Genomic DNA, 26,648 nt, shown 5'->3' with positions numbered 1-26,648 from the left:
AATTTATTTTATATCTTTAAACTTTAATTGAGCCGGAATAAAAAACAATCGTCATGATAATAACGTTATGTTTACAATGTTCCATTACGGACAAGATAATAATAGTAAATAATGTGTGTTTAATAATAAGTTATAGTCTTCACAATGAGAAACAATAGTAGTTATTGTATTATAATGGGAGGAGGCGTAGGAAGCCGTTTCTGGCCGTTCAGTAAAGAAGAAAAGCCCAAACAATTCCTTGATTTTTTCGGAACGGGCAGATCGTTGCTCCAGACAACGTTTGATCGTTTTAAAAAAATCATTCCTCCGGAAAATATTTTTATCGTTACGAATGATGCCTATGCATCTTTGACAAAGGAACAACTGCCGGAACTTGCAGAGAACCAGATCCTATTAGAGCCCATACGGCGTAATACGGCTCCTTGCATTGCTTACGCTACCTATCGGATAAAAGCAATGAACTCCGATGCAAATATCGTTGTGGCGCCGGCCGACCATCTCGTTTTAAAGGAAGAACAGTTTTTAAAAGACATCGAGAGAGGGTTGAAATTCGTTGAGCAGAATGATGTACTCCTGACTCTTGGCATTAAACCTAGCCGTCCGGAGACGGGTTATGGCTATATTCAATTGGATAAGGAGACCAAAGAGGGTATTCATAAGGTAAAGACATTCACCGAGAAGCCGAACAAAGAATTGGCCCAGGCATTCTTAGATAGTGGTGAATTTGTTTGGAATTCCGGGGTATTCCTGTGGAATGTGAACAGCATCTTGAAAGCTTTCAAAAACTATTTGCCTGACATTGTCAACCGGTTTGATGAGGGGGCCGGCATGTTTAATACTTCGGCCGAAAAAGAATTTATCAATAAGATTTTTCCTTTCTGTCAAAATATATCGATTGATTATGGCGTATTGGAAAAGGCCGACAACGTGTATGTAATCACCGGTGACTTCGGATGGTCGGACTTGGGAACGTGGGGATCCTTACATGAGGCGGTGGAGCGTGATGAAAATAACAACTCCAATCTGCATTGCAAAACGGTCTACATAGAGAGTTATGATAACATTATTACGATGAGCGACGATAAACTGGTTGTCGTACAAGGTTTAGAAGGTTATATTGTTGCGGAATCCGATAATGCGTTGCTGATCTGTAAGAAAAGTGAAGAGCAACGGATCAAGCACTTTGTCACGGATGTGAAATTCCGTTTTGGAGACGAATATATTTAACTCAAGTTTCGCAAGGGACTTTAAGGAGCTATAAATTACAAATTATAAATTACAAATTACGAATTACGAATTACAAATTAAGAACTAAGGACAGTTAGGAAGGAGGTCAGGAGTTAGAAGTGACTGTAAACTGCAAACTTTCAGACGAAATAACTTACGAATCATAAATATTTAATCGATAAACAACTGAATAGAAAAGTCGGAAAAAAGTGTAAAACCCTCTTTCCGACTTTTTGGCTATTCTCTCCCGCCGTTCGTTTAACTGATAAACAGTAACTCCCGGTATTTAGGCAGGGGCCACATTTGGTTATCGACTATCAGCTCCAACTTATCGACATGATAGCGAATAATATCGAAGAATGGAGCAACCGTGTCGTGATAAGCGATGGCTTTTTGACGGGCATCGTCTATTTTATTAGCCACTTTCCTCGCATCCACCATTGCGTTTACGTTTGTTTCTATAGTCGATATATGCGAAGCAATCTTCTCGATGAGCACGGCATCTTCTTTTGAGAGATTTCTTGCCTTCTGCTCTTCGAATACGGCCCGCATTTTAAACAAATTATCGAGCAGCATCGATTGATATTGGGTTGCAACAGGAATGATGTGATTCATCGAAAGATCGCCTAAAACGCGCGCTTCTATTTGAATCTTTTTTGTATACGTCTCCCACATTACTTCGTTACGGGCGTGTAGCTCGCGTTCGTTGAGTACGCCTAATCGCTCGAACATCTTAACCGATTGGTCCGACGTATATGCATCATAGATAAGCGGAACGCTCGTTTCGCAATCCAGTCCGCGTTTTTTCGCTTCTTCCTTCCACTCGTCGCTATAGCCGTTTCCGTCAAAGCGAATCGGTTTACATTCCTTTATATATAGCCGGATGGTATCGAAGATGGCTTCTTCTTTTTTCATCCCGGCCTTTGTCTTCTGATCGATTTCATTCTTGAAGTTGATTAATTGATTTGCAACGGCTACATTTAATGCCGTCATGGAAGCAGAGCAATTAGCCGACGAACCTACTGCTCGGAATTCAAAACGATTCCCGGTGAAGGCGAAAGGCGAAGTACGGTTGCGGTCGGTGTTGTCGATGAATACTTCGGGAATATGTGCAATACCGAGCTTCATTTTCGTCAATTCTTCCACCGTAATTTCGTCGTCTTGCGAACTCTCTTCTATACGGTCTAATATGGCGGATATCTGCGATCCTAAAAAGATCGATATGATGGCGGGCGGGGCTTCATTCGCTCCCAATCGGTGAGTGTTTTGCGCCGACATAATGGAAGCCTTCAGCAAGGCGTTGTGTTTGTATACCGCCATGAGCGTATTAACTAAAAACGTCACGAACATTAAATTCTCCGTTGGCTTTTTTCCGGGAGTAAACAACCCGATCCCGGTATTTGTCGCCAGAGACCAGTTGCAATGCTTTCCCGACCCGTTGATACCCGCAAAAGGCTTCTCATGCAACAAGAGTTTGAAATGATGCTTGGTTGCGATTTTCTCCATTAAAATCATGATCAACAGATTCTGATCGACCGCCAAGTTCGTTTCTCCATAAATGGGCGCGAGTTCAAATTGATTGGGTGCAACTTCATTATGACGCGTTTTCAAGGGAATGCCATATTTGTAGGCTTCATATTCGACTTCCCGCATGAAAGCGGCTACCCGGGGAGGAATGGCACCGAAGTAATGATCTTCCAACTGCTGATTCTTGGCGCTTTCGTGCCCCATGAGTGTTCTGTCCGTCAGATTCAGGTCGGGGCGGGCATTGTAAAGCGCTTCGTCGACCAGAAAATATTCCTGTTCCCATCCCAGATAAGAATACACTTTCTTTATATTCGAATCGAACAGCTTGCAGACACCTACGGCCGCCTTATCTATGGCGGATAACGCTTTTAAGAGCGGGGTTTTATAATCCAACGCTTCCCCGGTGTAAGAAATGAAAACCGTAGGAATACAAAGCGTGTCGTCTATAATGAAAGCGGGCGAGGAAGGATCCCACGCCGTATAACCGCGCGCTTCGAACGTATTTCGTATGCCACCGCTTGGGAAGCTCGATGCATCCGGTTCCTGTTGAGCAAGCAGCCCGCCGGGAAAGCGCTCGATAATGCCTCCGCCGGGGCCGTTTATGTAATCAATAAAGGAATCATGTTTTTCCGCAGTACCTCTTGTCAAGGGTTGGAACCAATGTGTGTAGTGGGTGGCTCCCCTTTCCATCGCCCATATCTTCATGCCGGCAGCCACGTGGTCGGCGATTTCCCGCTGCAAAACTCCTCCCTGATCAATGGCTTCGAGAACTATTTTTAGGGTTTCTTTCGAAAGATACTTCGACATTTGTGTCCTATTGAACACATATTTACCGAAGTTCTCCGAGGGTAACTTGTCCGGAATCGGAACGTCCACCGGAACTCTCTCCGATGCTTTGACGACTGCTTTAAATCTGAGTGTTGACATATAGTTTATTATAGAGGATTTCGAAACGGCATGCCTTGGTGTGCCAAGCCGTGTTGTTATTTCCTGCAAAGGAAGTCATTTTTATAAAAATATGAAAATTCCAATCAGAAAATATGACTTTTGCGATAATTTTGTTATCGTCGTAACCTTAAAAGAAAGACTTTATTTTTCTTCGCATATATTTTATCCCCAGCCAGATTCCTGAGAATGAAACACACGCACCCCCAAGACATAGGAGCCAAATAGCGATAGTCCAAAGAACAGGCCGTTCGACTAACCATTTGATATTAAGATAATGTAGTCCGCTGAAAATCCATTTCTTTGCTTTTCGGCTCTGATTGAAGTATTTGAAGTCACCTGTTTTTGGGTTTATATAATAAATGCTGTTATCCGCATTCTCAACTTTTATCTTGTAAATCGGAAGCGGTAAACTTCTTTCTTTCGACAGATAATATTCATCATATTCATTTATGAGCGTAGTAGACATAAGCTCACTTGTTTTGTGTATGCTTTGGACCGCTTTTTCCACAACCGACGGTTGCAGGTATAATTCTTTCACGTCGGAAGAAGAAGCGTCTATGCGTATTTCTTTGTTGCCTACCACAATATTATAGATTGGAACCTCTTGAAAGTGTTCCCATTCGATAGATTTAATATCCGGATATTTTTTTGCAAGAATGCGGTAGTCCAATTTATAAGAATCCGCGGATAGATATTTTCCTCTTAACTGTGAACTGCTGACTCTGTAATCGCCATGCGTTTTAATTACCCATGAAGGAATTCGTTGTAAGGCCATCGCTCCACTAAAGGCAAATGTGGCAAGGAAAATACCGAAAATAAGTCCTAAAATATGATGCCATTTATACCAATAATTTTTATAGGGACTTCCAATTCTTCTTTTCGCTTTATATTTTCGGTATGTGATATATACCCCAAGGTATATTCCGGATAAAGCTGCGATTAGAGCGATTACACCTCCGATGGTTAATAAAGTAGTCCATGTCTTCGTGTTTTTTCGTATAGCCGGGATGTAGAATTTGTGAGGAATGGCCCCTATAAATGCTCTAAAACGTTGACCTTTATCGGTAAATTGTTGTACTTCCCCTGTTCGGGAAGATATGTATAGTTGATGTTTTTGTTTGTCGTTGAAGTAAAACTTATAGATAGGCATTTCTGCTTTATAGCGCGAATACATAATCCACTGGTCACGTTCTGTCAATGTATCAATTTTGATAATCGGTGCATCCACCCATTTCTTTGCTGTGTGTTCTATGCTTTCCCATGTCAGAGGATTTACCGCTTTGAGTGTATCGCTACAGATAGTATAGGCACGATCATTCGTTTTTACTGTAAATAAAGTTTGACCTCGAAAATATCTTACGCTGAGTTTTTTTATCGTTTTGCCGGACTCAGGAAGTCGTACTAAAATGGAGTTGATATCAGGCAATGAATCGGGCAAGGCATCCATATTTTCATATTTTTGCGACGGGCTTACATTGGGGAAAGGATAATATATCAATACCAAACCCGAAATGAACCACATAAAGAAAAACAAACTGATGATTGTTCCCGTTATCCGATGCAATGAAAACATAAATGCCCTGACCTTCTTCATTTTTTATTGTTTATGGAGGGTTTAATCCATTAATGCGACAATACGCTCGAAACTGTAACCTGTTTTGATTGGTTTACCTTTCGTCAGGTTTCCTGTCGGGATGTCGTAAATATAAATCAAAGGAGCCGCTTTTTCCGGATTAACGCCAATGTATGCTTTGTTTCCTAAGACAATCGAACGTTGAGAGAAATTACCTTTACTATGTGGAAGAGGTAATCTTTCAAGTTTATCGGTGTTCAGATCAAGGATCGCATAATAACAGTTAGCTCCCGTAGCCCCCCATCCTGGAGCGCCGGTATACTCCGGATCCATAATATAGAGTAACGCTTTTCCGGAGGTTAAATATTCGGCTGTAATAATTTTTCCTTTTCCTCCCGATGAGGTACGATATCCTAAATACGTTTTATCAAAGTCTGTTGCATCTTTTTTGATGCGGGCTAAGGCTCCGAACTGTTGTGTCGTACTTGGCGCACCTGGAATAACGGTATTGCAAGCGATGTAATAATCTTCTTTTTCATCAAAAAAAGACTTGCTTTGTAACAATTCTCCGTAAGCAGTACCTGCCATCATTTCAGCACGGTTCTCCGTGGCGCCTTTCTCGCCGCGCAACGTGAAAACGGCCGCGTGGCGAAGGCCGTCTTTCGCTTTGAAATAATACTTGTTGACGATGTTGTTGTGCGGCACGTGGCAATCGTTGCACGTGGTGTTGCCCCCGTGCGAACTATGCATCCAAGTAGCGTAGTAGGGGCTCATGATGTGGCAGTTGACGCAGGCCGAAGGATCATCGGACAAATAGCTGTATGCGCGCGAGGCAAAGAAAGTGTATATAAATAAACCCACGAAAGCTCCGGTAATGATGATTGCCGGATAGCGCCAACCTCCCCGCGGCTTTATCTCTCGCCAGATGTTTCGTAATCTATTCATGACCGGTTTTCTATGCTAGAGTATTCATTATTCAAGTTTCGTAAGTTGTGTCGTTGCAACTAAGAATCTTTTTAAATTTCTTTCGCGATTCAAAAAGAATTATTTTTTAGCAGTGTTCTTTCTCGTTTTGGCGATAATAGCGGGCTATTTGAGCCAAATAAGAGGAAGAAGAATACAAAAAAGAAACTTTTTGAAGGCGAAGAATAGTTTAATTACAGTCTTCGTAAGAAATTTAAACAGTTTCTAAATGTTTCTGATTTAGTTGCAACCATTTCAACTTATTATTTCCGTAAAAATAGCCTTCTTCTGCTGAAAAAAGTGTAATAAATATGACGAATAGGAAAAAAAGATGTATTTTCGTAAGGGAAACGCCTATTCATCCGATAGTTATTTAAAAATAATATGACAAACCAACATTCATCCGCATACGGTCCGCTCATATTCAAGTGTCCGCTCTGTAGTTCCATCCCTCCCGAGCGGCGTGAAGAGTTTCTTCAAGATGTGCGTTATACGCTCAAACGGTATGGTAAAGGGGATATGCTTTTTGCTCAGGGAGCGGAATATAAAATGTTGTATATCTTGATACAAGGCGAAGTGCGTACCGAAATGTCCGATGAAAAGGGAGACTTTATGGAGGTTGCGCATCTTAAAGCTCCCAACCCGCTGGCTCCCGCATTTTTGTTTGCCGATGATAACCATTCGCCTGTTACGGCGATAGGGTTTACCGACTGTGCGGCCATTTTGATTCCGAAGGAGAACGTGTATTTCTTAATCCGGAAGTATGACGCGTTCAGGGATGCTTTTCTGATGTTCGTGTCGAATAAAGTCGTTCATTTAACCGAGAAATTGCGGTTGGTTTCGTTGCGCACCATTCGTGCGAAGCTGGCGTATTACATCCTCAAAGAGTCGAAAGGCGAACGCGTGTGCCAACTGAAAATATCGAAGCAAGACCTGGCGCACTTGTTCGGTGTTTCGCGTCCGGCTCTGGTGAATGTGATGATGCAACTGGCGGAGGAGGGAATTATTGGCGTAGACGGTCGCACAATCGATATTCTCCGCCGCGGCGATTTGCAGAGAATGCTGTAAGAATCTCCCGGATAATACTTGTGAAATAAAGAAGATTCTGTATTTTTGTTCTACTAAAACAATTAAGTATGTCAACACTTGTAAGTATGTCAACACTTGATCGCAATACAATTATTCAACAAATAAAGAAAGTCAAGGAGGAAGTCGTGCCGGAAAGTAAATTGATTCTTTTCGGTTCCCAAGCGCGAGGCGACGCCGGTCCCGATTCGGATTGGGATCTATTGATTTTAGTAGATAAAGATGTTCTTAGCCCGTCTGATTTCGACCGGCTTGCTTATCCGTTTGTGCGCGTAGGATGGGATTTCGGAGCCTATTTTAGTATGAAGCTTTATACGCTTTCGGAATGGATGAAGAGAGAGGGTACTCTTTTTTTTAAAAATGTAGAAGCGGAAGGTATTGAGTTATGAAATTAACGGATGAAGAGAAAGCGGCTCTTATACATAACCGTGTTAACCGGGCGTTCGAAACGTGGCAGGAGGCGAAAGGTATTATTGCTAATGAATATTGGTATGCAGCTGCTAATCGAATGTATTATGCCTGTTATTATATGACCAGCGCTCTATTACTGAAAAATAATTATTTTGCATCCACTCATTCCGGTGTAATTCGTTTGCTTGGTCTGCACTTTATTCGCACCGGTATTATAAGCGATGAATGGGGAAGTTTCTACAGCCGGCTTTTTGAGTTACGTCAATCCGGCGATTATGATGATTGGGCCATTCTCGGTGCAGATGATATTTTACCGTTAGTGGACAAAGTGGAAGGTTACCTTCAAGAACTTTACCGGTTGATTTAGGAAGATCAATAATTAGCAAATTAGCCAATTCGCACATCGTCTTTCTCCGACGGGAAAATTTTTTGAAAAATTTTCTTTGTTTTCCGAAAAAACCGTATCTTTACCGCGTTAATTCACGATGCCAGCCGTTTCATATACGACTCACCGCTATAAAATTACTTTTTAATTTATAGAATATGAAACATAGTAATATACCGCTTATTTTGGAGAAGCCCGGCCGTCGGATATAAACGACGCAGGCACGCTTGCCCGCCGCACGACGGCAATTATCCCTTAGTGTTTTGTGTGTTAAGGTCGTTCAATGGACGCTGAGACCCTTTCAATGTTCGTCTCCGGTCATTCATTGAACGCTGCGACTGCCTCAATGGCAGATTTGGGTGACGTAGTGGCATCTTTGGCTGCCTCAATGGCAGGTCAAGGTCGTTCAATGCTATCTCGAACTGCTTCAATGGCAGGTTTTGGTGACACAGTGGCAGCTTTAACTGCTTCATTGTCAGTTTTAGGTCGTTCAGCGGCATCTTGAAGCCGTTCAGCGACATCTTGAAGGGATGCAGTGATAAAATCATTCCATGCACCCGTCATTTTATGTCCTGCGGAGGCTCCCATAAGGGATGTTCTTCCGCCATTTATCCATTCATATCAATTTTTAATAAGATGACTAGACATCAAATAAATCAAACCAATACAATGGAAAGAGTCGATGAAATGATGACTCTCAGAGCAAGTAAAATAACCGGCAATGAGCCGTTGATAAACTGTCATGTACAGTTAAAAGCGATTATTACGGATGTGCATACCGACCATCAGCGGCAGGTAATCAATCAAAAGGGATATACCGCCGTCAAGAATAAACAACGCAAAGACCTCGAAAACATCGTTTTTAAAGTCGCCAACGGAACGCATGCGTATGCGGTGGTTCAGAAAGACCTTAAGCTCATTGCCCTATCGACCGTGACGCGTTCCTACTTAAATCGTTGCCGCGAAAGCGATTTAGTGGCGGAGGCGAAGACCATCCGCGACGCGGCCGCACCCTTAGCCGAATCGTTGGTGGCGCAGGGGATAACGGCCGACGACCTTACCGCATTGGATAAGGGTCTCGAGTCGTTTCCGCTTCAGGAACCCGGGCGTGGGGCTTTGAGGGCATTTAAGAAGCAAGCGACTGTCGATTTGGCGCTGAAGGTGAAAGAAGGTATGGATTTACTGCACAACGAGATGGACGTGCTGATGTTGCCGTACTTGTCTTCCGACCCGACGTTCTACGGCGAATACAAGAATGCCCGCATCATTGTAGATGTTTCCGGCGGGCAAAGCGACCAAAAGAAAGAGCCGGAAAAATAGGATGATGAAGGATGAAGCATGATGTATGAATTCAGTCGAAGGACAGAAGACCGGTGACTCATCATTTCATACATCATCATTCATCCTTTTTTTTGCTCTCTTTTTCCCGGATACAAGAAAGTTTTGTACCTTTGAATCTTTAAACAGATAAAATAAAGTAGAAGAAAATGGCATTATCAATAGGAGATAAAATTCCCGGGATATTGGGTCTCGATCAAGAAGGAAAAGAACTGAAAGCAAGCGATTTCAAAGGCAAAAAACTCGCCTTGTATTTTTATCCGAAAGACAATACGCCGGGCTGCACCGCCCAGGCTTGCAGTCTGCGCGACGGATACAAGGACTTGTTAAAGGCCGGTATTCAGATAGTCGGCGTCAGTGTCGACGATGCCGCTTCGCATAAAAAGTTTATCGCGAAGCAAAAGCTTCCTTTCCCCTTGATTACCGACACCGAAAAAAAACTTGTCGAGCATTTCGGCGTATGGCGCGAAAAATCGATGATGGGAAAGAAATATATGGGAACCGTGCGCACCACTTTTTTGGTGGATGAAAACGGCGTCATCTCTCATATCATCGAAGGGCGCAATGTCGATACGCAAGACCATGCGGAGCAGATACTGAAAATAATTGACAATTGACAATCCTTAATTCGTAATTTGTAATTCGTAATTAGTAATTTGTAATTAGTAATTTGTAATTAATTTACACAATGGCAGAAGATAAAGACAACAAAAACAACGCAAGTGAGAAGCTGAAAGCATTGCGCGCGGCGATGGATAAGATCGAAAAAACGTACGGAAAGGGAGCTATCATGAAGATGGGGGATGAAGAAATAGAACCCGTTGATGTGATCTCTACCGGTTCCATCGGCTTAAATGCGGCGCTGGGAGTAGGCGGTTATCCGCGCGGGCGTATCATTGAAATATACGGCCCGGAGTCTTCGGGTAAAACCACGTTGGCTATCCATGCCATTGCGGAAGCGCAAAAGGTGGGTGGAGTGGCCGCTTTTATCGATGCGGAGCACGCCTTCGACCGTCTCTATGCGAAAAACCTGGGCGTAAATACCGATGAGCTCCTTATTTCCCAGCCCAGCAGCGGAGAAGAAGCGTTGGAGATTGCCGAACAGCTCATCCGTTCTTCGGCCGTGGATATCGTGGTCATCGACTCGGTTGCGGCGCTTACGCCGAAAAAAGAAATCGAGGGCGATATGGGCGATTCGAATGTGGGTTTGCAAGCCCGGTTGATGTCGCAGGCTCTTCGAAAGCTGGCTTCGACCATCAGTAAGACCAAAACCACGTGTATTTTCATCAACCAGTTGCGCGAGAAAATCGGCGTCATGTTCGGCAGTCCCGAAACGACCACCGGCGGAAACGCGTTGAAGTTTTATGCCTCGGTGCGACTCGACATCCGTCGCGGAACACAGTTGAAAGACGGAGACAAGGTCATCGGTAACGAAACCCGGGTAAAAGTCGTCAAGAATAAGGTCGCCCCGCCCTTCCGCAAGGCTGAGTTCGATATTATGTACGGCGAAGGTATTTCTCGGGAAGGAGAGATAATCGATCAAGGTGTCGAACTCAATATCGTCAAGAAGAGCGGGTCGTGGTTCAGTTACAACGAAACCAAACTCGGACAGGGGCGCGATGCCGCCAAACAAACGCTCAAGGACAATCCCGAACTGATGGAGGAACTCGAAACGTTGGTCTTCGAAGCCTTGAAAGGAAAGAAATAAATGATTGAAATCACCGGGGTATCTTATTAAACGATGCCCCGGTAATAAAATCGTAGACGATGGACGGTGATACATTAGATAAAAAATAGAATTGATTCAATGGATTTCCACCATAGAATAAAGGAACACGAAATTCAAATGAAACCCCGGTTACCGGTCTCCGGTCTTCAGTCTTCGGTCTCCAGTCACTGGTCTCCGGTCTTTAGACTTCATTTGTAATTTGTCATTCGTAATTGTCCAATGTCTCCAGTCTTTAGACTTCATTCTTCATTCGTCATTTGTAATTTGTCATTCGTCATTTGTAATTTGTAATTTGTAATTCGTCATTTGTCATTCGTAATTTGTTATTGTCCAATGTCCCTTTCTCTCTCCGTCTATTTATATCCGTGTTCGTGTACCGTTTGCACCGCCCGTCCCGACGGGTCGGCATTTTTCCGGAATGCCTCATCCCATTTTAGGGCGACCGGCGTGCTGCACGCAACCGACGGAACCGACGGCACGCACTTCGCCGCCGAATCGGACGGAAAGAGTTCCGAATAAATGCTCCGGTACATATATTCCTCTTTGTTGAGCGGCGGATGAATCGGAAAACGATAACGCACGTTCGCCATTTGTTCGTCCGTGACCCTCTTATCGGCAACCGCCTTCAGCGTGTCGATCCAATTGTATCCCACACCGTCGGAGAACTGTTCCTTCTGGCGCCACACGATCTCTTCCGGCAAATCCTTTTCAAACGCCTTCCGAAGGATATATTTCTCAATCTTTCCCTTACCGATCCTCTTGTCTTCCGGATTCAGGCGCATCGCCACATCGATAAACTCCTTGTCGAGAAACGGCACACGCCCTTCCACGCCCCATGCCGCCAGCGATTTATTCGCCCTCAGGCAGTCGTATTGATGCAATTTACCCAACTTCCGCACTGTTTCTTGATGAAACTCTTTTGCGTCGGGCGCCTTGTGAAAGTACAGATACCCGCCGAAGAGCTCGTCGGCGCCTTCTCCTGACAGCACCATCTTCACGCCCATCGATTTGATGTAGCGTGCCAGCAGATACATCGGCGTACTGGCGCGTACCGTTGTTACATCGTATGTTTCGATATGATAAATCACATCTCGGATGGCATCCAACCCTTCCTGAATCGTATAATGAAGCTCGTGATGAACCGTCCCGATGTGGCGGGCGACTTTGGCGGCGGCCTTTAAATCGGGCGAGCCTTCCAACCCGATCGCGAACGAATGCAATTGCGGCCACCAGGCATCTTCTTGATTATTCGTCTCGATGCGTTTCGCGGCGAACTTTTTGGCGACGGCGGCAATGATGGAACTGTCCAGTCCGCCCGAAAGCAATACCCCGTAAGGGACGTCGCTCATCAGTTGACGTTCCACGGCGTCTTCCAACGCCTTGCGCAACGCCTCCCCATCGGAAACGTTGTCTTTTACGCATTCGTAATCCGTCCAGTCGCGGTGATACCATTTCACCGCCTTTCCGTCGGGGCTGTAATAATACTGTCCCGGCAGGAACTCCTCTATTTGCGTGCAATATCCCTCCAGGGCTTTCAGTTCGGAGGCGACATAGAAGGCTCCGTCTTTGTCCCATCCCTGGTAAAGGGGAATCACGCCGATGGGATCGCGCCCGATCAGAAAGCGGTTCTGTTCCCGGTCGTACAGGGCGAACGCATAGATTCCGTTCAGGTCTTCCAGAAAGTCCGGGCCCTTGTCGCGGTACAAGGCCAGAATCACTTCGCAGTCCGACTGCGTAAGGAACTCATAACGGCCGGCATACCGTTCGCGAATTTCGCGATGGTTGTATATCTCGCCGTTGACCGCCAGCACCAACTTGCCGTCCTTGCTGTACAGCGGTTGTTTGCCCGAAGCGGGATCGACGATTGCCAGGCGTTCATGCGCCAGGATGGCGTGCTCGTCGGCGAAAATGCCCGACCAGTCCGGCCCCCGGTGGCGCAGCTTTTTCGACATTTTGAGTAATTGCGTCCGGAGGCTTTCTTCGGATGTTTTAATATTGAATGTACAAACGATTCCACACATAGTGTTTGATTTTTTAAATGGAGACTCTTTCAAAAGAACGTCATTCCGCGCCCGGCGCATTCTGCCGTTATTCCACGCTTGACTCGGAATCCCCTGATACAGGTAGATTGCGGATCAGGTACGCAATGGCAGGAAGGCGAAGCAAGTTCGCAATGACCAACGTTAAACGAGTAGTTTTTGGTGAATATGTTCCGCGACCTTCCGTCCCGATGCGATGGCGCGGACCACCAAGCTGGCGCCCGTCGACGCATCGCCCGTCGCGAATATTTTCGGGACGGACGTCTGTCCGGCGGTGTCGACGGCTACATTCCCCCGGGCATCGTAGGCAACGCCGAGTTCATCGAGCAGCCCTGCGTGTACCGGATGCACGAAGCCTAAAGCCAGCAATACCAAGTCGGCTTTCATCACTTCCGTTGGGCCGGTCGGAACCATTTTCATCCGTCCGTTTTCGTCTTTCTCCCAACGCACTTCTTCCACGACCGCTTCCCTCACCTGTCCGTTTTCACCGTTGAAAGACACGGTGTTGAGCGCCCATCGGCGTTCGCAGCCTTCTTCGTGCGAAGAAGAGGTCTTGAGGATATGGGGATAATAAGGCCACGGAGTCGCCGGATTCTTGCCCACCGGCGGCTTCGGCATGATTTCGATTTGCGTGACTTGAAGCGCCCGTTGGCGGATGGAGGTGCCCACACAATCCGATCCGGTGTCGCCCCCGCCGATGACCAATACGTGTTTGTTGCGGGCGGAGATCTTTTCGGAAAACGTGAGTTCTTCCTCCATCAGCAGTTCGTTCTCCTGCGACAGGAAATCCATGGCGAAATAGATTCCCTTCAAATCCCTTCCGGGCGGGTCGATGTTCCTCGGATGTCCTGCGCCGATGGCGATACATACCGCATCGTAGTCGGCCAAAAGACGGCTGCCGGGAATATCTTTCCCTATTTCGGTCTGTGTTTGGAAGACGATGCCTTCTTCTATCAACTGTGTCAGCCGGCGGTCGATGACATTTTTCGCCAGCTTGAAGTTGGGTATCCCGTAGCGAAGCAACCCGCCGACGCTCCGGCTTTTTTCGAAAACCGTCACGTGGTGCCCTTTGCGGTTGAGCTGTTGCGCCGCCGCCATGCCTGCCGGTCCCGAACCGATCACGGCTACTTTGCGTCCCGTGCGGTGTGCCGGCGCCTGTGCTTTTATCAGCCCTTCGTTAAAGGCTACTTCGGTGACGGCCGCTTCGTTTTCGCGTATCGTTACCGGAGCCTCATGCAGCGACAAGACGCACGATTTTTCGCAAGGGGCGGGGCAAATCCTCCCGGTGAAGTCGGGGAAGTTATTCGTTTCGTGTAATATTTCGATCGCTTTCTTCCAGTTGCCTTTGTAAATAAGATCCTGCCATTCGGGCATTTTGTTCCCCAACGGGCAACCCCACTGGCAAAACGGAATGCCGCAATCCATACACCGCGAGGCCTGTAGTTTGCGATCCTCGCGATGAAGTGTTTGCTCGACTTCCCCGAAGTCGTATATTCGCTCGCTTACCGGACGATATCCGGCCTCTTTGCGCGGTATCGTCATAAATGCTTTCGGATTTCCCATAATCAATAATCCCTTTCTACGGTTTCCAGTTTTTGGTTCAGTTGAGCCATCTTCTCCTCATGCAGTATTTTCTTATACTCGATGGGAATGACTTTGATAAACTGTTCGACGGAGTGGCTCCAGTCGTCCAGTATCCGTTTTGCCAGCGGGCTGTTCGTGTATTGGAAGTGGCGCGATACAAGGCTTTTCAGTTCCCTGTTGTCCGCAGCGTCTTCGATGAGCGAAAGCTCGACCATCTCCATATTGCAATAATAGTCGAAGTCGCCTTTTTCATCCCATACATACGCGATGCCGCCGCTCATCCCCGCGGCGAAATTCCGGCCGGTAGGGCCGAGGACTACCACGCGTCCTCCGGTCATATATTCGCAGCAATGGTCGCCCGTGCCTTCCACCACCGCCGTGGCGCCGGAGTTGCGCACGCCGAAGCGTTCGCCGGCGATGCCGTTGATAAACACTTCGCCCGAGGTAGCGCCATAGAGCGAGGTGTTTCCGCAAATGATGTTCTCTTCGGGTTGGAAACGGCTCCCTTTCGGGGGCGTGACAATAATGCGCCCGCCCGAAAGGCCTTTGCCCAGATAATCGTTCGTGTCGCCCGACAGGTAAAACGAAACGCCTTTGGCCAGAAACGCGCCGAAGCTTTGTCCGGCGGTGCCTTCGAAGAAGGCCGATACGGTGTCGTTGGGCAGTCCCTTGTGCCCGTATCGTTTGGCTATCTGTCCCGACAGCATGGCGCCGACAGCCCGGTCGGTGTTTTTGACCTTCGATTTCATCCCGGCCGGCAACGAGAAGTCAAGTGCCGGTTGGGCTTCGAGGATAAGCTTCTGATCGAGTACATCTTCTGTCTTATGCCTTTGGGCCGTCACTTTCCGGATAGCATAACGAGCCGCTTCTTCGGGATAATAGATGATTTTCGACAAGTCGATCTTTTCCGTTTTCGGATGCTCCGGGAAGTGCTTTCGGACAAGGAGGTCCGATCTGCCGATGGCTTCGTCCAACGTTTTGAATCCTAACCGGGCCAGATTCTCCCGGACGTTTTCGGCCAGGAAACGGAAGTAGGTCACCAGATATTCATGTTGTCCCGTAAAGCGTTTGCGCAACGTTTCGTCCTGTGTCGCCACTCCTACCGGGCAGGTATTCAAATGACACTTGCGCATCATCACACATCCCAGTACGATGAGGGCGCTGGTGGCAAAACCGAATTCTTCGGCTCCCAGCATGGCGGCGATGAGGATATCCCTTCCGGTTTTTAACTGTCCGTCGGTTTGCAACTTGACCACGCCGCGCAGATTGTTCATCACCAGTGTTTGCTGCGTTTCCGCCAATCCTATTTCCAGCGGCAGTCCGGCGTGCTTAATCGAACTGGAAGGGCTTGCCCCGGTACCTCCTTCGGCTCCGCTGATCACAATCAGGTCGGCTTTCGCCTTGGCCACTCCCGCGGCAATCGTTCCCACGCCGCTTTCCGATACCAACTTGACGCTGACCGTCGCTTCCGGATTGACGTTCTTCAAGTCGAAGATCAATTGTGCCAAATCTTCAATGGAATAAATGTCGTGATGAGGCGGCGGTGAAATAAGCGAGATGCCGGCAATGGAATGCCGTGTGCGCGCAATCACCTTGTCCACCTTGTAGCCGGGTAACTGTCCCCCTTCGCCCGGCTTGGCGCCTTGGGCTATTTTTATCTGTATCTCGTCGGCGTTCACCAGATATTCGGTGGTCACACCGAAGCGTCCCGAAGCGATTTGTTTGATGGCGCTGCGGGTCGATAATCCGTCGGCGCGTTTTTTATACCGTTCGGGATCCTCGCCTCCTTCGCCCGTATTGCTTCTTCCGCCGATGAGGTTCATGGCCATCGCCATGGCCTGATGCGCCTCGAGGCTGATCGATCCGTACGACATGGCGCCCGTACAAAACCGCTTCATGATGTTTTCTACGGGTTCTACCTCCGCCACATCGATCGGATGGGTCTTGTAATCGAGCAAATCACGGATGAAAGCCGGCGCGGGTTTATTGTCCACCAAATCGACATACCGTTTAAATTCGTCATAGTTCCCCGTGCGGGTCGCTATTTGCAGCCGTGCAATGGTTTCGGGGTTCCAGGCGTGGTATTCTCCTTCCACCCGGAAGGCGTACAGTCCCGGATTTTTCAAGTGTAACGCTTCATTGCGCTCCGTATCGAACGCTTCCCGGAAAGGCGTTAGCACTTCCCGGGCGATATCGTCCATATCGATGCCTTCTATTTTCGAAGAGATATCCTTGAAATACGCATTCAGCACGCTCGAAGAGATGCCGAGCGCTTCAAAGATATGCGCTCCGCGATAACTCCTCAACGTGGAGTTGCCCATCTTCGATAATACTTTGAGCAGCCCCTTATTGATCGCCTTGATGTAATTCTTCTTCGCCGTTTCGATGTCGAGTTGTATTTCTCCCGCCTGCACTTTACGGTTGAGTATCGCAAAAGCGAGGTAAGGATTGATCGCGTTGGCCCCGAATCCCAATAGCAGGGCGAAGTGCATGACTTCGCGGGGCTCGGCGCTTTCGACCACGATATCGATTTGCATCCGCTTACGTTTCTCGACTAAATGTTGGTGAACGGCGGAAGTCGCCAGTAACGATGGGATGGGGGCATGGCGGGCATCCATCCCCCGGTCGCTCAATACGATATAGTTTTTGCCGTCGTCCACCGCATTTTCAACGGCGAGGCACACTTCCCGTATGGCTTTGGCCAGTCCCTCGCTTCCGCTTTCGGGATCGAAAAGGATGGGCACCACCGCTGTCGAGAATCCTTTATAACGGAGATTGGAAAGGATGTCGAACTGGGTATTGCTCAATACCGGGCTTTTGATTTTGACGATCTTCGACAAGGCCGGAATCGTGTCCAGCAGGTTTTGATGAATCGCCCCGATATAACCGGTAAGCGACATCACCAGTTCTTCTCGGATAGGATCGATGGGCGGGTTGGTGACTTGCGCGAACTGTTGCCGGAAATAGGCGAAGAGCCGTTGAGGTTTCTCCGAGAAGGCCGCTAATGTCACATCATTCCCCATCGACGAAATGGGCTCTTTCCCTTCCGCCGCCATGGGAAGCAGTAATTTTTCAATATCTTCTACCGTATAACCGAACGCCGTCAACCATTTTTCGTAATCGGCGATGTCATTGCCGGCGCTTCGTCCTGAAGACAGATTATCGAGGTGGACACAGTTTTTGTTCAGCCATTCGCGGTAAGGATACGCCGAAGCCAGTTCTCCCTTGAGCTCCTCGTCCGTAAAGATGGTGCCGTTAAGGGTGTCGACCAGGAGCATTTTGCCGGGTTTCAACCGGCCGCGTGCCTGGATGTTCGCGGCATCGATATTCAACGTCCCTGTTTCGGAAGCGATGATAAGCGTTCCGTCGCGGGTTACGGTATATCGTGCGGGGCGGAGGCCGTTGCGGTCGAGCATGCCTCCTGCATAACGTCCGTCGCTGAAAAGGAGCGTGGCGGGGCCGTCCCACGGTTCCATTAGCATGCTGTGGTATTCGTAGAATGCTTTCAACTCGTCCGAAATCGGATTTTTATCGTTGAAGCTTTCCGGTACCAGCATGGCCATGGCATGGGGAAGCGTCTTACCCGATACGGCTAGGAATTCGAGCACATTGTCGATGGAGGCGCTGTCGCTCATTCGTGGCTGCACGATCGGATATAATTCCTGCAAGTCTCCCAATAGCTCCGATTTCAACACGCTCTCGCGGCTTTCCATCCATTGCCTGTTCCCGCGAATGGTGTTGATCTCTCCGTTGTGTGCCAGCATCCGGAAGGGCTGTGCGAGATCCCACGTGGGGAGCGTGTTGGTGCTGAAACGCGAATGAACGAGCGCGATGCGGCTGGTGAAATTTGCATCGGACAGGTCGGGAAAGTATTGCCGCAACTGCATCGACGAAAGCATGCCTTTATAAATCATCCGTTTGGTGGAAAGGCTGACGATATAAAACGATCGCTCCGCCGCCACATCCGATAGGGCGATGGCTTTCTCTATTTTCTTCCGCACGATATAGAGTTTCCGCTCCAACTCTTCGGGCGATACGAATCCGGCGACAAACAGTTGTTTGATATCCGGTTCGTTCGACAGGGCGATTTCTCCGAGGCATTCGCTGTTCACCGGAACATCGCGTACATGGATCAGGGTGAGTCCTTCGTCTTTTATTTTTTTACGGATAACGTCTAAGCAGAACGATTTCCGCTTATCGTCTTTCGGCAAAAACACCAGACCCGTGCCGTATCGCCCTTCTGCCGGAACGGCAATGCCGTGGAGAAGAATAAACTCGTGGGGAATCTGCACCATGATGCCTGCTCCGTCACCGGTAATATTGTCGGCGCTTTCGGCGCCCCGGTGTACCATATTTTCCAGTACTTGTAATCCTTCTTCCACGATGCGGTGCGACTTTACGCCGGTGAGCGTCGTCACAAGCCCCACACCGCAAGCGTCGTGCTCGTTGTCGAAAGAATACAACGATTTTTTCTCGTATTCGTGAATGGATTGAATCGTCCTTTTGTTGTTCATTTTTAGTTCCTTTTTTCAGTTACCGATGGTGTCGCTTTTCCTACCGGGAAATCGTTTGGATCGCCACCTTGGGTAGTACGTCTTGCCTTTCGTCAAGTATCAATTGATGAAAAGTAACTCCCGGTATTTGGGAAGAGGCCACATCTGGTTGTCGACAATCAGTTCGAGCTTATCCACGTGATAGCGGATGATATCGAAGAAGGGTGCCACCGTGTCGTGATATTGAACGGCTTTTTCCCGTGCGTTTTCTATTTTATTCGCTACTTTGCGGGCATCGACCATTGCATCGACATTGGTTTTGATAGCCGAAATATGCGTGGCGATTTGCTCGATGAGCGACACATCGTCCTGTGAAAGCTTGTCGGCTTTGTCCTTGTCGAAAACGGCCCGCATTTTATAAATGTTATCGAGCAGCATCGATTGATATTGGGTAGCCACCGGTATGATGTGATTGATGGAGAGATCGCCCAATACGCGCGCTTCAATCTGTATCTTCTTGGTGTAGGTTTCCCATTTGACTTCGTTGCGTGCATGCAGTTCTTTTTCATTCAGCACTCCGAGGCGTTCGAACATATCGACCGATTGTTTGGAGGTATAAGCGTCGAAGATAACCGGAACGCTCGTCTCGCAATCCAATCCGCGTTTTTTGGCTTCTTCTTTCCATTCGTCGCTGTAACTGTTTCCTTCAAAGCGGATAGGCTTGCTTTCTTTGATGTACAAACGCAGCGTATCGTAGATGGCTTGTTCTTTTTTCATACCCTTTCTTATTTTCACATCGATCTCTTGCTTAAAATCGATCAATTGGGAAGCCACTGCGGCGTTGAGCGCCGTCATAGGGGAAGAGCAGTTCGCCGAAGAACCGACCGCCCGGAATTCAAAACGGTTACCGGTGAAAGCAAACGGCGAAGTACGGTTCCGGTCGGTGTTATCGATCAACACTTCGGGTATATGAGCCACACCCAGTTTCATCTTCTTTAATTCGTCGACCGTGATTTCATCATCGTCCGAACTTTCTTCTATCTTATCGAGCACGGAAGAGAGCTGCGATCCTAAAAACACCGAAATGATGGCCGGAGGCGCTTCGTTTGCTCCTAACCGGTGCGCATTCGGGGCCGAAGAAATGGACGCTTTCAATAAGGCGTTATGTTTATATACGGCCATGAGCGTATTCACTAAAAAAGTCACAAACAGTAAGTTTTCGTTGGCTGTCTTACCGGGAGTAAACAGTCCGATGCCGGTATCCGTCCCCAATGACCAGTTATTGTGCTTGCCCGATCCGTTTACCCCTGCGAAAGGTTTCTCATGCAGGAGGAGTTTAAAGTGATGCTTGGCGGCAATTTTCTTCATCAACGAGATGACGAGCAGGTTCTGGTCGACGGCCAGATTCGTCTCGCCGAAAATAGGCGCTAACTCGAATTGGTTGGGGGCCACTTCATTGTGCCGGGTCTTTAAAGGGATTCCGTATTTATACGATTCGAATTCCACTTCGCGCATAAAAGCTGCTACGCGTGGAGGAATAGACCCGAAATAATGATCTTCCAACTGTTGGTTTTTGGCGCTTTCGTGCCCCATCAGGGTGCGGTCGGTCAGACTCAGGTCGGGACGGGCGGCATAGAGCGCCTGGTCCACGAGGAAGTACTCTTGCTCCCACCCGAGAAACGAAAATACTTTTTTTACCGCCGGATCGAACAGCTTACACACATCGACCGCCGCTTTATCGACCGCCGAAAGAGTCTTTAATAGAGGCGTTTTATAGTCGAGCGCTTCGCCGGTGTAGGAAATAAAAACCGTAGGGATGCAAAGCGTGTCATCCACAATGAAAGCAGGAGACGACGGATCCCATGCCGTATATCCGCGCGCTTCGAAGGTGTTGCGGATGCCTCCGCTCGGAAAGCTCGAGGCATCGGGCTCCTGTTGGGCCAGCAGCTTACCCGAGAAGCGTTCGATAATGCCCCCGTCGACGCCGGCTTCGTAATCGATGAACGAATCGTGTTTCTCTGCCGTTCCTTCGGTCAGGGGTTGGAACCAGTGGGTATAATGGGTTGCGCCCATCTCGATAGCCCACATTTTCATTCCGGCGGCGACATGATCGGCTATTCCCGGTTGAAGAGTCGCGCCCTTATCGATGGCTTCCAATACGACTCCCATGGTCTCTTTCGAAAGGTACTTCGCCATTTGCTTTCTGTTGAATACATAGTTACCGTAATATTCTGACGGTAATTCTTTTGGATCGTTGACCTCCAAAGGGAGACGCTTGGCTGCTTCTTCTACTGCTTTAAATCTTAATGATGACATAATTCTAATTTATTTCTTATAAAACTTCAAAACGACATGTTTATCCTATATGATGATACAAAAAGATGTTTTTGCGATGCAAATATATGCATAATGATAATAATAATGCGTGTTTTTCTGATTTTTTTTCGATAGTTCTCTGAATTTACCGAGGATGTTGCCTGGAGCGACTCCTTCGGCGAGAGGAAAAAAGAGCATGGAAGAGATGGTTTGATTCGTATTTTTTTTACATTTGTATTCTCGATGTTTCTTCTTGTGGTTGAACCAATATCCGGACTCTCGCTCTCAGGAAGTTTTCAACAAGAGGTAGTTATTTTGATTGTAAAGATGGATTTATGGATGAGTATCGGAATTTAACGCCGGCCGAAATACAAAGGCTGGAACAAAACGGTTGCTCCTGCGATAATTGGGTACGGGTATTCGTGAAGGATCGTTTCGATCCTTCGTATGTCTCCAAGTCGCACTTTTCGGGGGATATCCGCTTGGGCGTGTTTGAAAAGGAGTTTCATTTGGCCGGCGGCTTGCGAAAGCATAGCGGCATTCATTGTGCCGTGATTCATCATTGCCGTATAGGGGATAATGTCGTTATCGAAAATGTCCAGAATTATCTGGCGAACTACGATATCGGAAACGATTGCTTCATACAGAATATCGATGTGTTGCTGGTCGACGGGAAAACGACTTTCGGCAATGGTACGGCGGTGAATGTGTTGAACGAAACCGGCGGGCGCGAGGTGCATATTACCGATAAGCTTTCGGCTCATTTCGCTTACATTTATTCGCTATACCGTCATCGTCCGCAATTGATCGCCCGGATGAAGTCGATCATCGATTTTTATTGCGAGAAGCATGCTTCCGACCGGGGGACGGTGGGCGATCATTGCATGATTGTCAATGTGGGATACATTAAAAATGTAAGGATAGGGCCTTACTGCAAAATCACCGGCGCCATGAAGCTGAAAAACGGCAGCATCAACAGTAACGAGGCCGCACCCGTGTATATCGGGCGTTCCGTCATCGCTCAGGATTTCATTATCTCATCGGGCTCCCGCGTCGAAGGAGGAAGCAACATCCATCGTTGTTTTGTAGGCCAGGCTTGCGAGCTCGATCATCATTACACGGCATCGGACTCGTTGTTCTTCAGTAATTGCCAGGGCGAAAACGGAGAGGCGTGTGCTCTTTTTGCCGGGCCTTATACGGTGACGCATCATAAATCGACGCTGCTGATTGCCGGCATGTTCTCTTTTATGAATGCCGGATCGGGGTCGAACCAAAGCAATCATATGTATAAGCTGGGGCCTATTCATCAGGGCATCGTCGAGCGAGGCGCTAAAACGACCAGTAACTCGTATGTCTTATGGCCGGCTAAAGTCGGGCCTTTTTCGCTCATTCTCGGACGCCATTACCAGCATGCCGACACGTCGAACCTGCCGTTTTCTTATTTGATAGAAAAAGATAATACGACCTATCTGGCCCCGGGAGTCAACTTGCGTAGCGTCGGCACGATTCGGGATGCGAAGAAATGGCCCGAACGTGATAAACGAAAGGATCCGAACCGGCTCGATTTCATCAATTTCAATTTGTTGAGCCCGTATACCATCCAAAAAGTCTTTGCCGGGGTCGAAATTTTAAAGAACCTGCAAAAGACGGCGGGCGAGATGTCCGAAATATACACTTATCAGAGTTGTATTATCCGCAATTCGGCGTTGAAAAGAGGGTTGAGGTTATATGAAATCGTCATTCATAAGTTTTTGGGAAATTCGTTAATCAAGCGGTTGGAGAATACTCGTTTTACTTCCAACGCGCAGATACGCGAGCAGTTGAAGCCCGATACGCCGGTGGGATTGGGCGAATGGGTTGACCTCTCAGGCCTCATCGCTCCCAAAACCGAAGTCGAAAACCTGTTGCAGGACATCGAAGAGGGGCGGATAACGAAATTGAAAGATATCAATACGGTATTCAGGTCTCTACACGAAAATTATTATACGCAGGAATGGACGTGGGCGTGGGATAAGATTCAGCGGTTTTACGGCGTAGATCGCGAAACGATTACGGCCTCGCAAATCATCGAAATGGTCGAGAAGTGGAAGTCGGCGGTCGTATCGCTCGATGAAATGATTTATGATGATGCGAAAAAGGAGTTTTCACTCTCCTTTAAAGCCGGGTTCGGCGCCGACGGCAATATACAGGATCAGGCAATGGATTTTGAGTATGTGCGCGGAGCATTCGATAAAAATCCTTTCGTGGTGGCGACCCTGAAACATATCGAAGATAAAAAGGCGTTGGGCGAGGAACTTATTCATCGGATCAGCGCTATTAAAGAAGGTTAAATATCGCGTTTGGCGACGTATGTTAACGTTTTTATTTATACATTCGCGGTTCTACAGAATTACAGAATGAAAATGGATACGTATCGTTTATATTGTTGCGGCTGTCTTTGTTGTTGACGTTTGCTAAAAGCGTCAGGAAGAACGCTCCTATGGTTTATTTTACGGTTCTTATTATCCTTTTAAATATTTCTTTCAATGTTACATTCTGCGTTTGAATCTATCGATACGTTTCAACCCGTTCCTATCCATATTCCGATTGACAAGCATAAGCTGGAAGATACGGTGGAAGTGCTTTTTGCCCAAATGTTCCCGGTGTGCGAGAATGTCGATTTGGAGAATATCCGCAAGAGCCTCAAGCAGTGTGCGGCTGTCTTGCATGAGAATATCGCCAAACTGGTCGATAAAGAGCTTGCCGATAAGGCTGTCGCCGGCTTCTTTGAGCGCTTTCATACGGTGAAACAACAATTGTTTGATGATGCTCATTGCTATCTCAAAAACGATCCGGCCGCCAAAAGCCTCGATGAAGTCATCATTACCTATCCCGGTTTCTTTGCTTTGAGCGTCCACCGCATGGCGCATGAACTGCATCGATTGGGCGTACCGCTTATTCCCCGCTTGTTTTCGGAATATGCGCATGCGAAGGTGGGTATCGATATTCATCCGGCGGCGAAGATTGGCAAGAATTTGTTTATGGACCACGGTACGGGCATCGTCATTGGCGAAACTTCCCGGATCGGCGACAATGTGAAGATCTACCAGGGAGTCACGTTGGGCGCTTTGTATGTCGAGAAGAAACTGTCGGATGTAAAGCGTCATCCTACGGTGGAAGATAATGTGGTTATTTATTCCAACGCCACTATTTTGGGGGGCGAAACGGTGATAGGACACGACTCCACGATTGGCGGCGGTGCATGGCTTACCCGCAGCGTCATTCCATATTCGCTGGTATATAACTCGATGGATGTGAAAGTCCGTACGGTGAAAGATTTTGTCGAGCCGAATGATTTTGTGATATAATAGAGGTTGGAGACAATGACAAATTACAAATTACAAATGACAAATTACGAATGACAAATGACAAATTACGAATGAGGTTTGGAGACTGGTGACCGGTGACTGATGACAATTACAAATTACAAATTACAAATTACGAAAGACTAATTACGAATGAGGTTTGGAGACTGGAGACTATAAAAAGATGAAATACAATTCTATTTTAGAGACAATCGGGCAAACACCGCATATCAAATTGAACCGCCTTTTCCCGGGGCGGAACGTTTGGTTGAAACTGGAGAAACAAAATCCGGGAGGAAGCATTAAAGATCGTATCGCGTTGGCGATGATAGAAGATGCCGAACGAAGAGGAATTATCGGCCCCGGCAGTATTATCATCGAGCCGACATCGGGCAACACCGGGGTGGGCCTTTCGTTGGTAGGCTGCCAAAAAGGATACCGCGTGATTATCGTCATGCCGGAGTCGATGTCGATTGAACGCCGTCGCCTCGTGAAACTTTACGGCGGTGAACTGGTGCTGACTCCACGCGAGCTGGGCATGAAAGGCGCCATTGCCAAAGCGGAAGAAATGCAGGCCCAAATACCCGGGGCGTGGATACCGCAACAATTCAACAACCGCTCGAATCCCGACATCCATGCCGAAACCACCGCACAGGAAATACTCAACGATTTTCCCGAAGGTCTGGATTATTTTATTTCCGGAATCGGTACCGGAGGCCATATCACGGGCGTGGGAAAGACGCTCAAAGCCGCATTCCCTTCGCTGCAAGTGATTGGCGTGGAACCCGCCGGCTCACCCGTTATTTCGGGCGGCGACCCGGGCCCGCATCCTTTGCAAGGACTGGGCCCCGGATTCATTCCCGACACGCTCGATCTCACCGTTCTCGACGGTATTATCCGTATAACGAAGGAGGAGGCTTTCGATGCCGCGCGCGAGTTGGTTCGCACCGAAAGCATTCTGGGCGGCATATCGACCGGCGCTTCGATTGCCGCCGTGAAGAAAAAAATGGCCGACCTCGATAAGGACAAGCGTATCCTTACCTTCAACTACGATACGGGCGAACGATATCTTTCTATCGAAGATCTGTATTAAGATTGGGACACGGAATGGATGCTTCGGGCACGAATCAGGAAATTCGTGCCCGAAGTTTTCGTGCGGCCGGGGCGTCGGCTCTGAGCGGCACTTCCGGAACAGAACCGCTGTTCACTATCACAGCGAAGGTATTTGTTCAACGATAATTGCGTAAAGTCGGGTAGTTAGTGTTACCTGTGTAAGAAATAAATTGAAAAGATTATGGATACAAACCTGGCCATCAGAAAAAGAATTCATGAGTTTGTAGACAGGGCTGAAAATGATTTGTCGAAAGCGGTCGAATGGTATGAAAGCCGGCAGAAAGGATTGGAACTGATATTCTTGAACAAGGTGCAAGAGTATTTGGAAAGCATTCAACAAAATTCGTTACAATATCCTTTAAAAAGAAGTCTATACAGGGAAGTCTTCTTGAGGAAATTTCCTTATATCATCATTTATGAAGTTAGGGAAGGCGAGGTGGGCGTCTATTCGATTTTCCATACGCACCGTAATCCTGACAGCAGGCCTTGATAATTGAAATTCCGGTAACAGAGTGTGTCATCGATCTATCTTCGTCTTATCCTATCGGCTCTTTATCCTTAAAAAGAGGAAA

Annotated in this window: 18 protein-coding genes and 1 pseudogene; 11 read left to right on the top strand and 8 right to left on the bottom strand. The window is 47.5% G+C overall.

The genetic code is table 11. The features are described 5' to 3' along the window. Positions 1-144: 144 nt before the first annotated feature. Positions 145-1,227, top strand: coding sequence for a mannose-1-phosphate guanylyltransferase (locus tag ABNK31_RS15765; protein WP_418893396.1), 1,083 nt, complete (start codon positions 145-147; stop codon positions 1,225-1,227). 258 nt (positions 1,228-1,485) lie between these two features. On the opposite strand, the gene ABNK31_RS15760 is transcribed toward ABNK31_RS15765, so the two are convergent. From ABNK31_RS15760 to ABNK31_RS15750, 3 genes and pseudogenes are all read right to left on the bottom strand, one after another. After that, positions 1,486-3,681, bottom strand: coding sequence for a glutamine synthetase III (locus ABNK31_RS15760; RefSeq protein ID WP_418893395.1), 2,196 nt, complete (start codon positions 3,679-3,681; stop codon positions 1,486-1,488). A gap of 148 nt (positions 3,682-3,829) precedes the next feature. Then, on the bottom strand, positions 3,830-5,149 hold the full coding sequence (locus ABNK31_RS15755) for a PepSY domain-containing protein (RefSeq protein WP_418893394.1): 1,320 nt from the start codon (positions 5,147-5,149) through the stop codon (positions 3,830-3,832). A gap of 744 nt (positions 5,150-5,893) precedes the next feature. After that, positions 5,894-6,220 (bottom strand): annotated as a pseudogene (locus ABNK31_RS15750) (NapC/NirT family cytochrome c); the annotation flags it as partial. A 402-nt stretch (positions 6,221-6,622) separates the two neighbouring features. On the opposite strand from ABNK31_RS15750, the gene ABNK31_RS15745 reads away from it, so the two are divergent. The 3 genes from ABNK31_RS15745 to ABNK31_RS15735 all read left to right on the top strand — a co-directional run bounded on the left by ABNK31_RS15745 (position 6,623) and on the right by ABNK31_RS15735 (position 8,102). Beyond that, the gene (locus ABNK31_RS15745; protein WP_418893393.1) at positions 6,623-7,306 is read left to right on the top strand and encodes a Crp/Fnr family transcriptional regulator; all 684 of its coding nucleotides are present in this window, start codon (positions 6,623-6,625) and stop codon (positions 7,304-7,306) included. 86 nt (positions 7,307-7,392) lie between these two features. Next, a complete protein-coding gene (locus ABNK31_RS15740) occupies positions 7,393-7,713 on the top strand; it encodes a nucleotidyltransferase domain-containing protein (protein WP_418893392.1) in 321 nt (106 codons plus the stop codon). Further along, entirely contained in the window at positions 7,710-8,102 is a 393-nt protein-coding gene (locus ABNK31_RS15735) for a HEPN domain-containing protein (protein ID WP_418893391.1), read from the top strand. Before ABNK31_RS15740 ends, ABNK31_RS15735 begins: the two co-directional genes overlap by 4 nt. A gap of 414 nt (positions 8,103-8,516) precedes the next feature. On the opposite strand, the gene ABNK31_RS15730 is transcribed toward ABNK31_RS15735, so the two are convergent. Beyond that, a complete protein-coding gene (locus tag ABNK31_RS15730) occupies positions 8,517-8,708 on the bottom strand; it encodes a hypothetical protein (protein ID WP_418893390.1) in 192 nt (63 codons plus the stop codon). Between the two features lie 48 nt (positions 8,709-8,756). Here ABNK31_RS15730 and ABNK31_RS15725 point away from each other — a divergent pair, with 48 nt between their 5' ends. The 3 genes from ABNK31_RS15725 (at position 8,757) to recA (ending at position 11,166) form a co-directional block, all read left to right on the top strand. After that, entirely contained in the window at positions 8,757-9,440 is a 684-nt protein-coding gene (locus ABNK31_RS15725) for a hypothetical protein (RefSeq protein ID WP_418893389.1), read from the top strand. Between the two features lie 167 nt (positions 9,441-9,607). Continuing rightward, entirely contained in the window at positions 9,608-10,075 is a 468-nt protein-coding gene (gene bcp, locus ABNK31_RS15720) for a thioredoxin-dependent thiol peroxidase (protein WP_418893388.1), read from the top strand. 71 nt (positions 10,076-10,146) lie between these two features. Further along, the gene (gene recA, locus ABNK31_RS15715) at positions 10,147-11,166 is read left to right on the top strand and encodes a recombinase RecA (RefSeq protein ID WP_418893387.1); all 1,020 of its coding nucleotides are present in this window, start codon (positions 10,147-10,149) and stop codon (positions 11,164-11,166) included. A 374-nt stretch (positions 11,167-11,540) separates the two neighbouring features. Here recA and asnB read toward each other — a convergent pair whose 3' ends face one another. The 4 genes from asnB to ABNK31_RS15695 all read right to left on the bottom strand — a co-directional run bounded on the left by asnB (position 11,541) and on the right by ABNK31_RS15695 (position 21,619). Continuing rightward, entirely contained in the window at positions 11,541-13,208 is a 1,668-nt protein-coding gene (gene asnB / locus ABNK31_RS15710; RefSeq protein ID WP_418893386.1) for an asparagine synthase B, read from the bottom strand. Positions 13,209-13,370: 162 nt separating this feature from the next. Then, a complete protein-coding gene (locus ABNK31_RS15705; RefSeq protein ID WP_418893385.1) occupies positions 13,371-14,789 on the bottom strand; it encodes a glutamate synthase subunit beta in 1,419 nt (472 codons plus the stop codon). Positions 14,790-14,791: 2 nt separating this feature from the next. Continuing rightward, positions 14,792-19,324, bottom strand: a complete 4,533-nt coding sequence (gene gltB, locus ABNK31_RS15700; RefSeq protein WP_418893384.1) for a glutamate synthase large subunit — start codon at positions 19,322-19,324, stop codon at positions 14,792-14,794. A gap of 99 nt (positions 19,325-19,423) precedes the next feature. Continuing rightward, entirely contained in the window at positions 19,424-21,619 is a 2,196-nt protein-coding gene (locus ABNK31_RS15695) for a glutamine synthetase III (protein WP_418893383.1), read from the bottom strand. 335 nt (positions 21,620-21,954) lie between these two features. Here ABNK31_RS15695 and ABNK31_RS15690 point away from each other — a divergent pair, with 335 nt between their 5' ends. The 4 genes from ABNK31_RS15690 to ABNK31_RS15675 all read left to right on the top strand — a co-directional run bounded on the left by ABNK31_RS15690 (position 21,955) and on the right by ABNK31_RS15675 (position 26,566). Beyond that, complete coding sequence (locus tag ABNK31_RS15690; protein WP_418893382.1) at positions 21,955-23,949, top strand: DUF4954 family protein; 1,995 nt, start codon at positions 21,955-21,957, stop codon at positions 23,947-23,949. Positions 23,950-24,144: 195 nt separating this feature from the next. Then, on the top strand, positions 24,145-24,966 hold the full coding sequence (gene epsC, locus ABNK31_RS15685; RefSeq protein WP_418893381.1) for a serine O-acetyltransferase EpsC: 822 nt from the start codon (positions 24,145-24,147) through the stop codon (positions 24,964-24,966). 181 nt (positions 24,967-25,147) lie between these two features. Next, entirely contained in the window at positions 25,148-26,056 is a 909-nt protein-coding gene (gene cysK, locus ABNK31_RS15680; protein ID WP_418893380.1) for a cysteine synthase A, read from the top strand. Positions 26,057-26,257: 201 nt separating this feature from the next. Beyond that, positions 26,258-26,566 (top strand): type II toxin-antitoxin system RelE/ParE family toxin, encoded by a 309-nt coding sequence (locus ABNK31_RS15675; protein WP_418893379.1) that lies wholly within the window; start codon positions 26,258-26,260, stop codon positions 26,564-26,566. Positions 26,567-26,648 lie beyond the last annotated feature (82 nt).

This window comes from Limibacterium fermenti (assembly GCF_041902845.1).
Taxonomy (GTDB): Bacteria; Bacteroidota; Bacteroidia; order Bacteroidales; family Dysgonomonadaceae; genus Limibacterium; species Limibacterium fermenti.
This window is presented reverse-complemented; position numbering and strand designations above follow the sequence as displayed.

Bases quoted from the DNA above. Each gene is read 5' to 3' on its own strand.
- ABNK31_RS15765 (WP_418893396.1), top strand. From the start codon at position 145: ATGAGAAACAATAGTAGTTATTGTATTATAATGGGAGGAGGCGTAGGA.
- ABNK31_RS15760 (WP_418893395.1), bottom strand. From the start codon at position 3,681: ATGTCAACACTCAGATTTAAAGCAGTCGTCAAAGCATCGGAGAGAGTT.
- ABNK31_RS15755 (WP_418893394.1), bottom strand. From the start codon at position 5,149: ATGGATGCCTTGCCCGATTCATTGCCTGATATCAACTCCATTTTAGTA.
- ABNK31_RS15745 (WP_418893393.1), top strand. From the start codon at position 6,623: ATGACAAACCAACATTCATCCGCATACGGTCCGCTCATATTCAAGTGT.
- ABNK31_RS15740 (WP_418893392.1), top strand. From the start codon at position 7,393: ATGTCAACACTTGATCGCAATACAATTATTCAACAAATAAAGAAAGTC.
- ABNK31_RS15735 (WP_418893391.1), top strand. From the start codon at position 7,710: ATGAAATTAACGGATGAAGAGAAAGCGGCTCTTATACATAACCGTGTT.
- ABNK31_RS15730 (WP_418893390.1), bottom strand. From the start codon at position 8,708: ATGGGAGCCTCCGCAGGACATAAAATGACGGGTGCATGGAATGATTTT.
- ABNK31_RS15725 (WP_418893389.1), top strand. From the start codon at position 8,757: ATGACTAGACATCAAATAAATCAAACCAATACAATGGAAAGAGTCGAT.
- bcp (WP_418893388.1), top strand. From the start codon at position 9,608: ATGGCATTATCAATAGGAGATAAAATTCCCGGGATATTGGGTCTCGAT.
- recA (WP_418893387.1), top strand. From the start codon at position 10,147: ATGGCAGAAGATAAAGACAACAAAAACAACGCAAGTGAGAAGCTGAAA.
- asnB (WP_418893386.1), bottom strand. From the start codon at position 13,208: ATGTGTGGAATCGTTTGTACATTCAATATTAAAACATCCGAAGAAAGC.
- ABNK31_RS15705 (WP_418893385.1), bottom strand. From the start codon at position 14,789: ATGGGAAATCCGAAAGCATTTATGACGATACCGCGCAAAGAGGCCGGA.
- gltB (WP_418893384.1), bottom strand. From the start codon at position 19,324: ATGAACAACAAAAGGACGATTCAATCCATTCACGAATACGAGAAAAAA.
- ABNK31_RS15695 (WP_418893383.1), bottom strand. From the start codon at position 21,619: ATGTCATCATTAAGATTTAAAGCAGTAGAAGAAGCAGCCAAGCGTCTC.
- ABNK31_RS15690 (WP_418893382.1), top strand. From the start codon at position 21,955: ATGGATGAGTATCGGAATTTAACGCCGGCCGAAATACAAAGGCTGGAA.
- epsC (WP_418893381.1), top strand. From the start codon at position 24,145: ATGTTACATTCTGCGTTTGAATCTATCGATACGTTTCAACCCGTTCCT.
- cysK (WP_418893380.1), top strand. From the start codon at position 25,148: ATGAAATACAATTCTATTTTAGAGACAATCGGGCAAACACCGCATATC.
- ABNK31_RS15675 (WP_418893379.1), top strand. From the start codon at position 26,258: ATGGATACAAACCTGGCCATCAGAAAAAGAATTCATGAGTTTGTAGAC.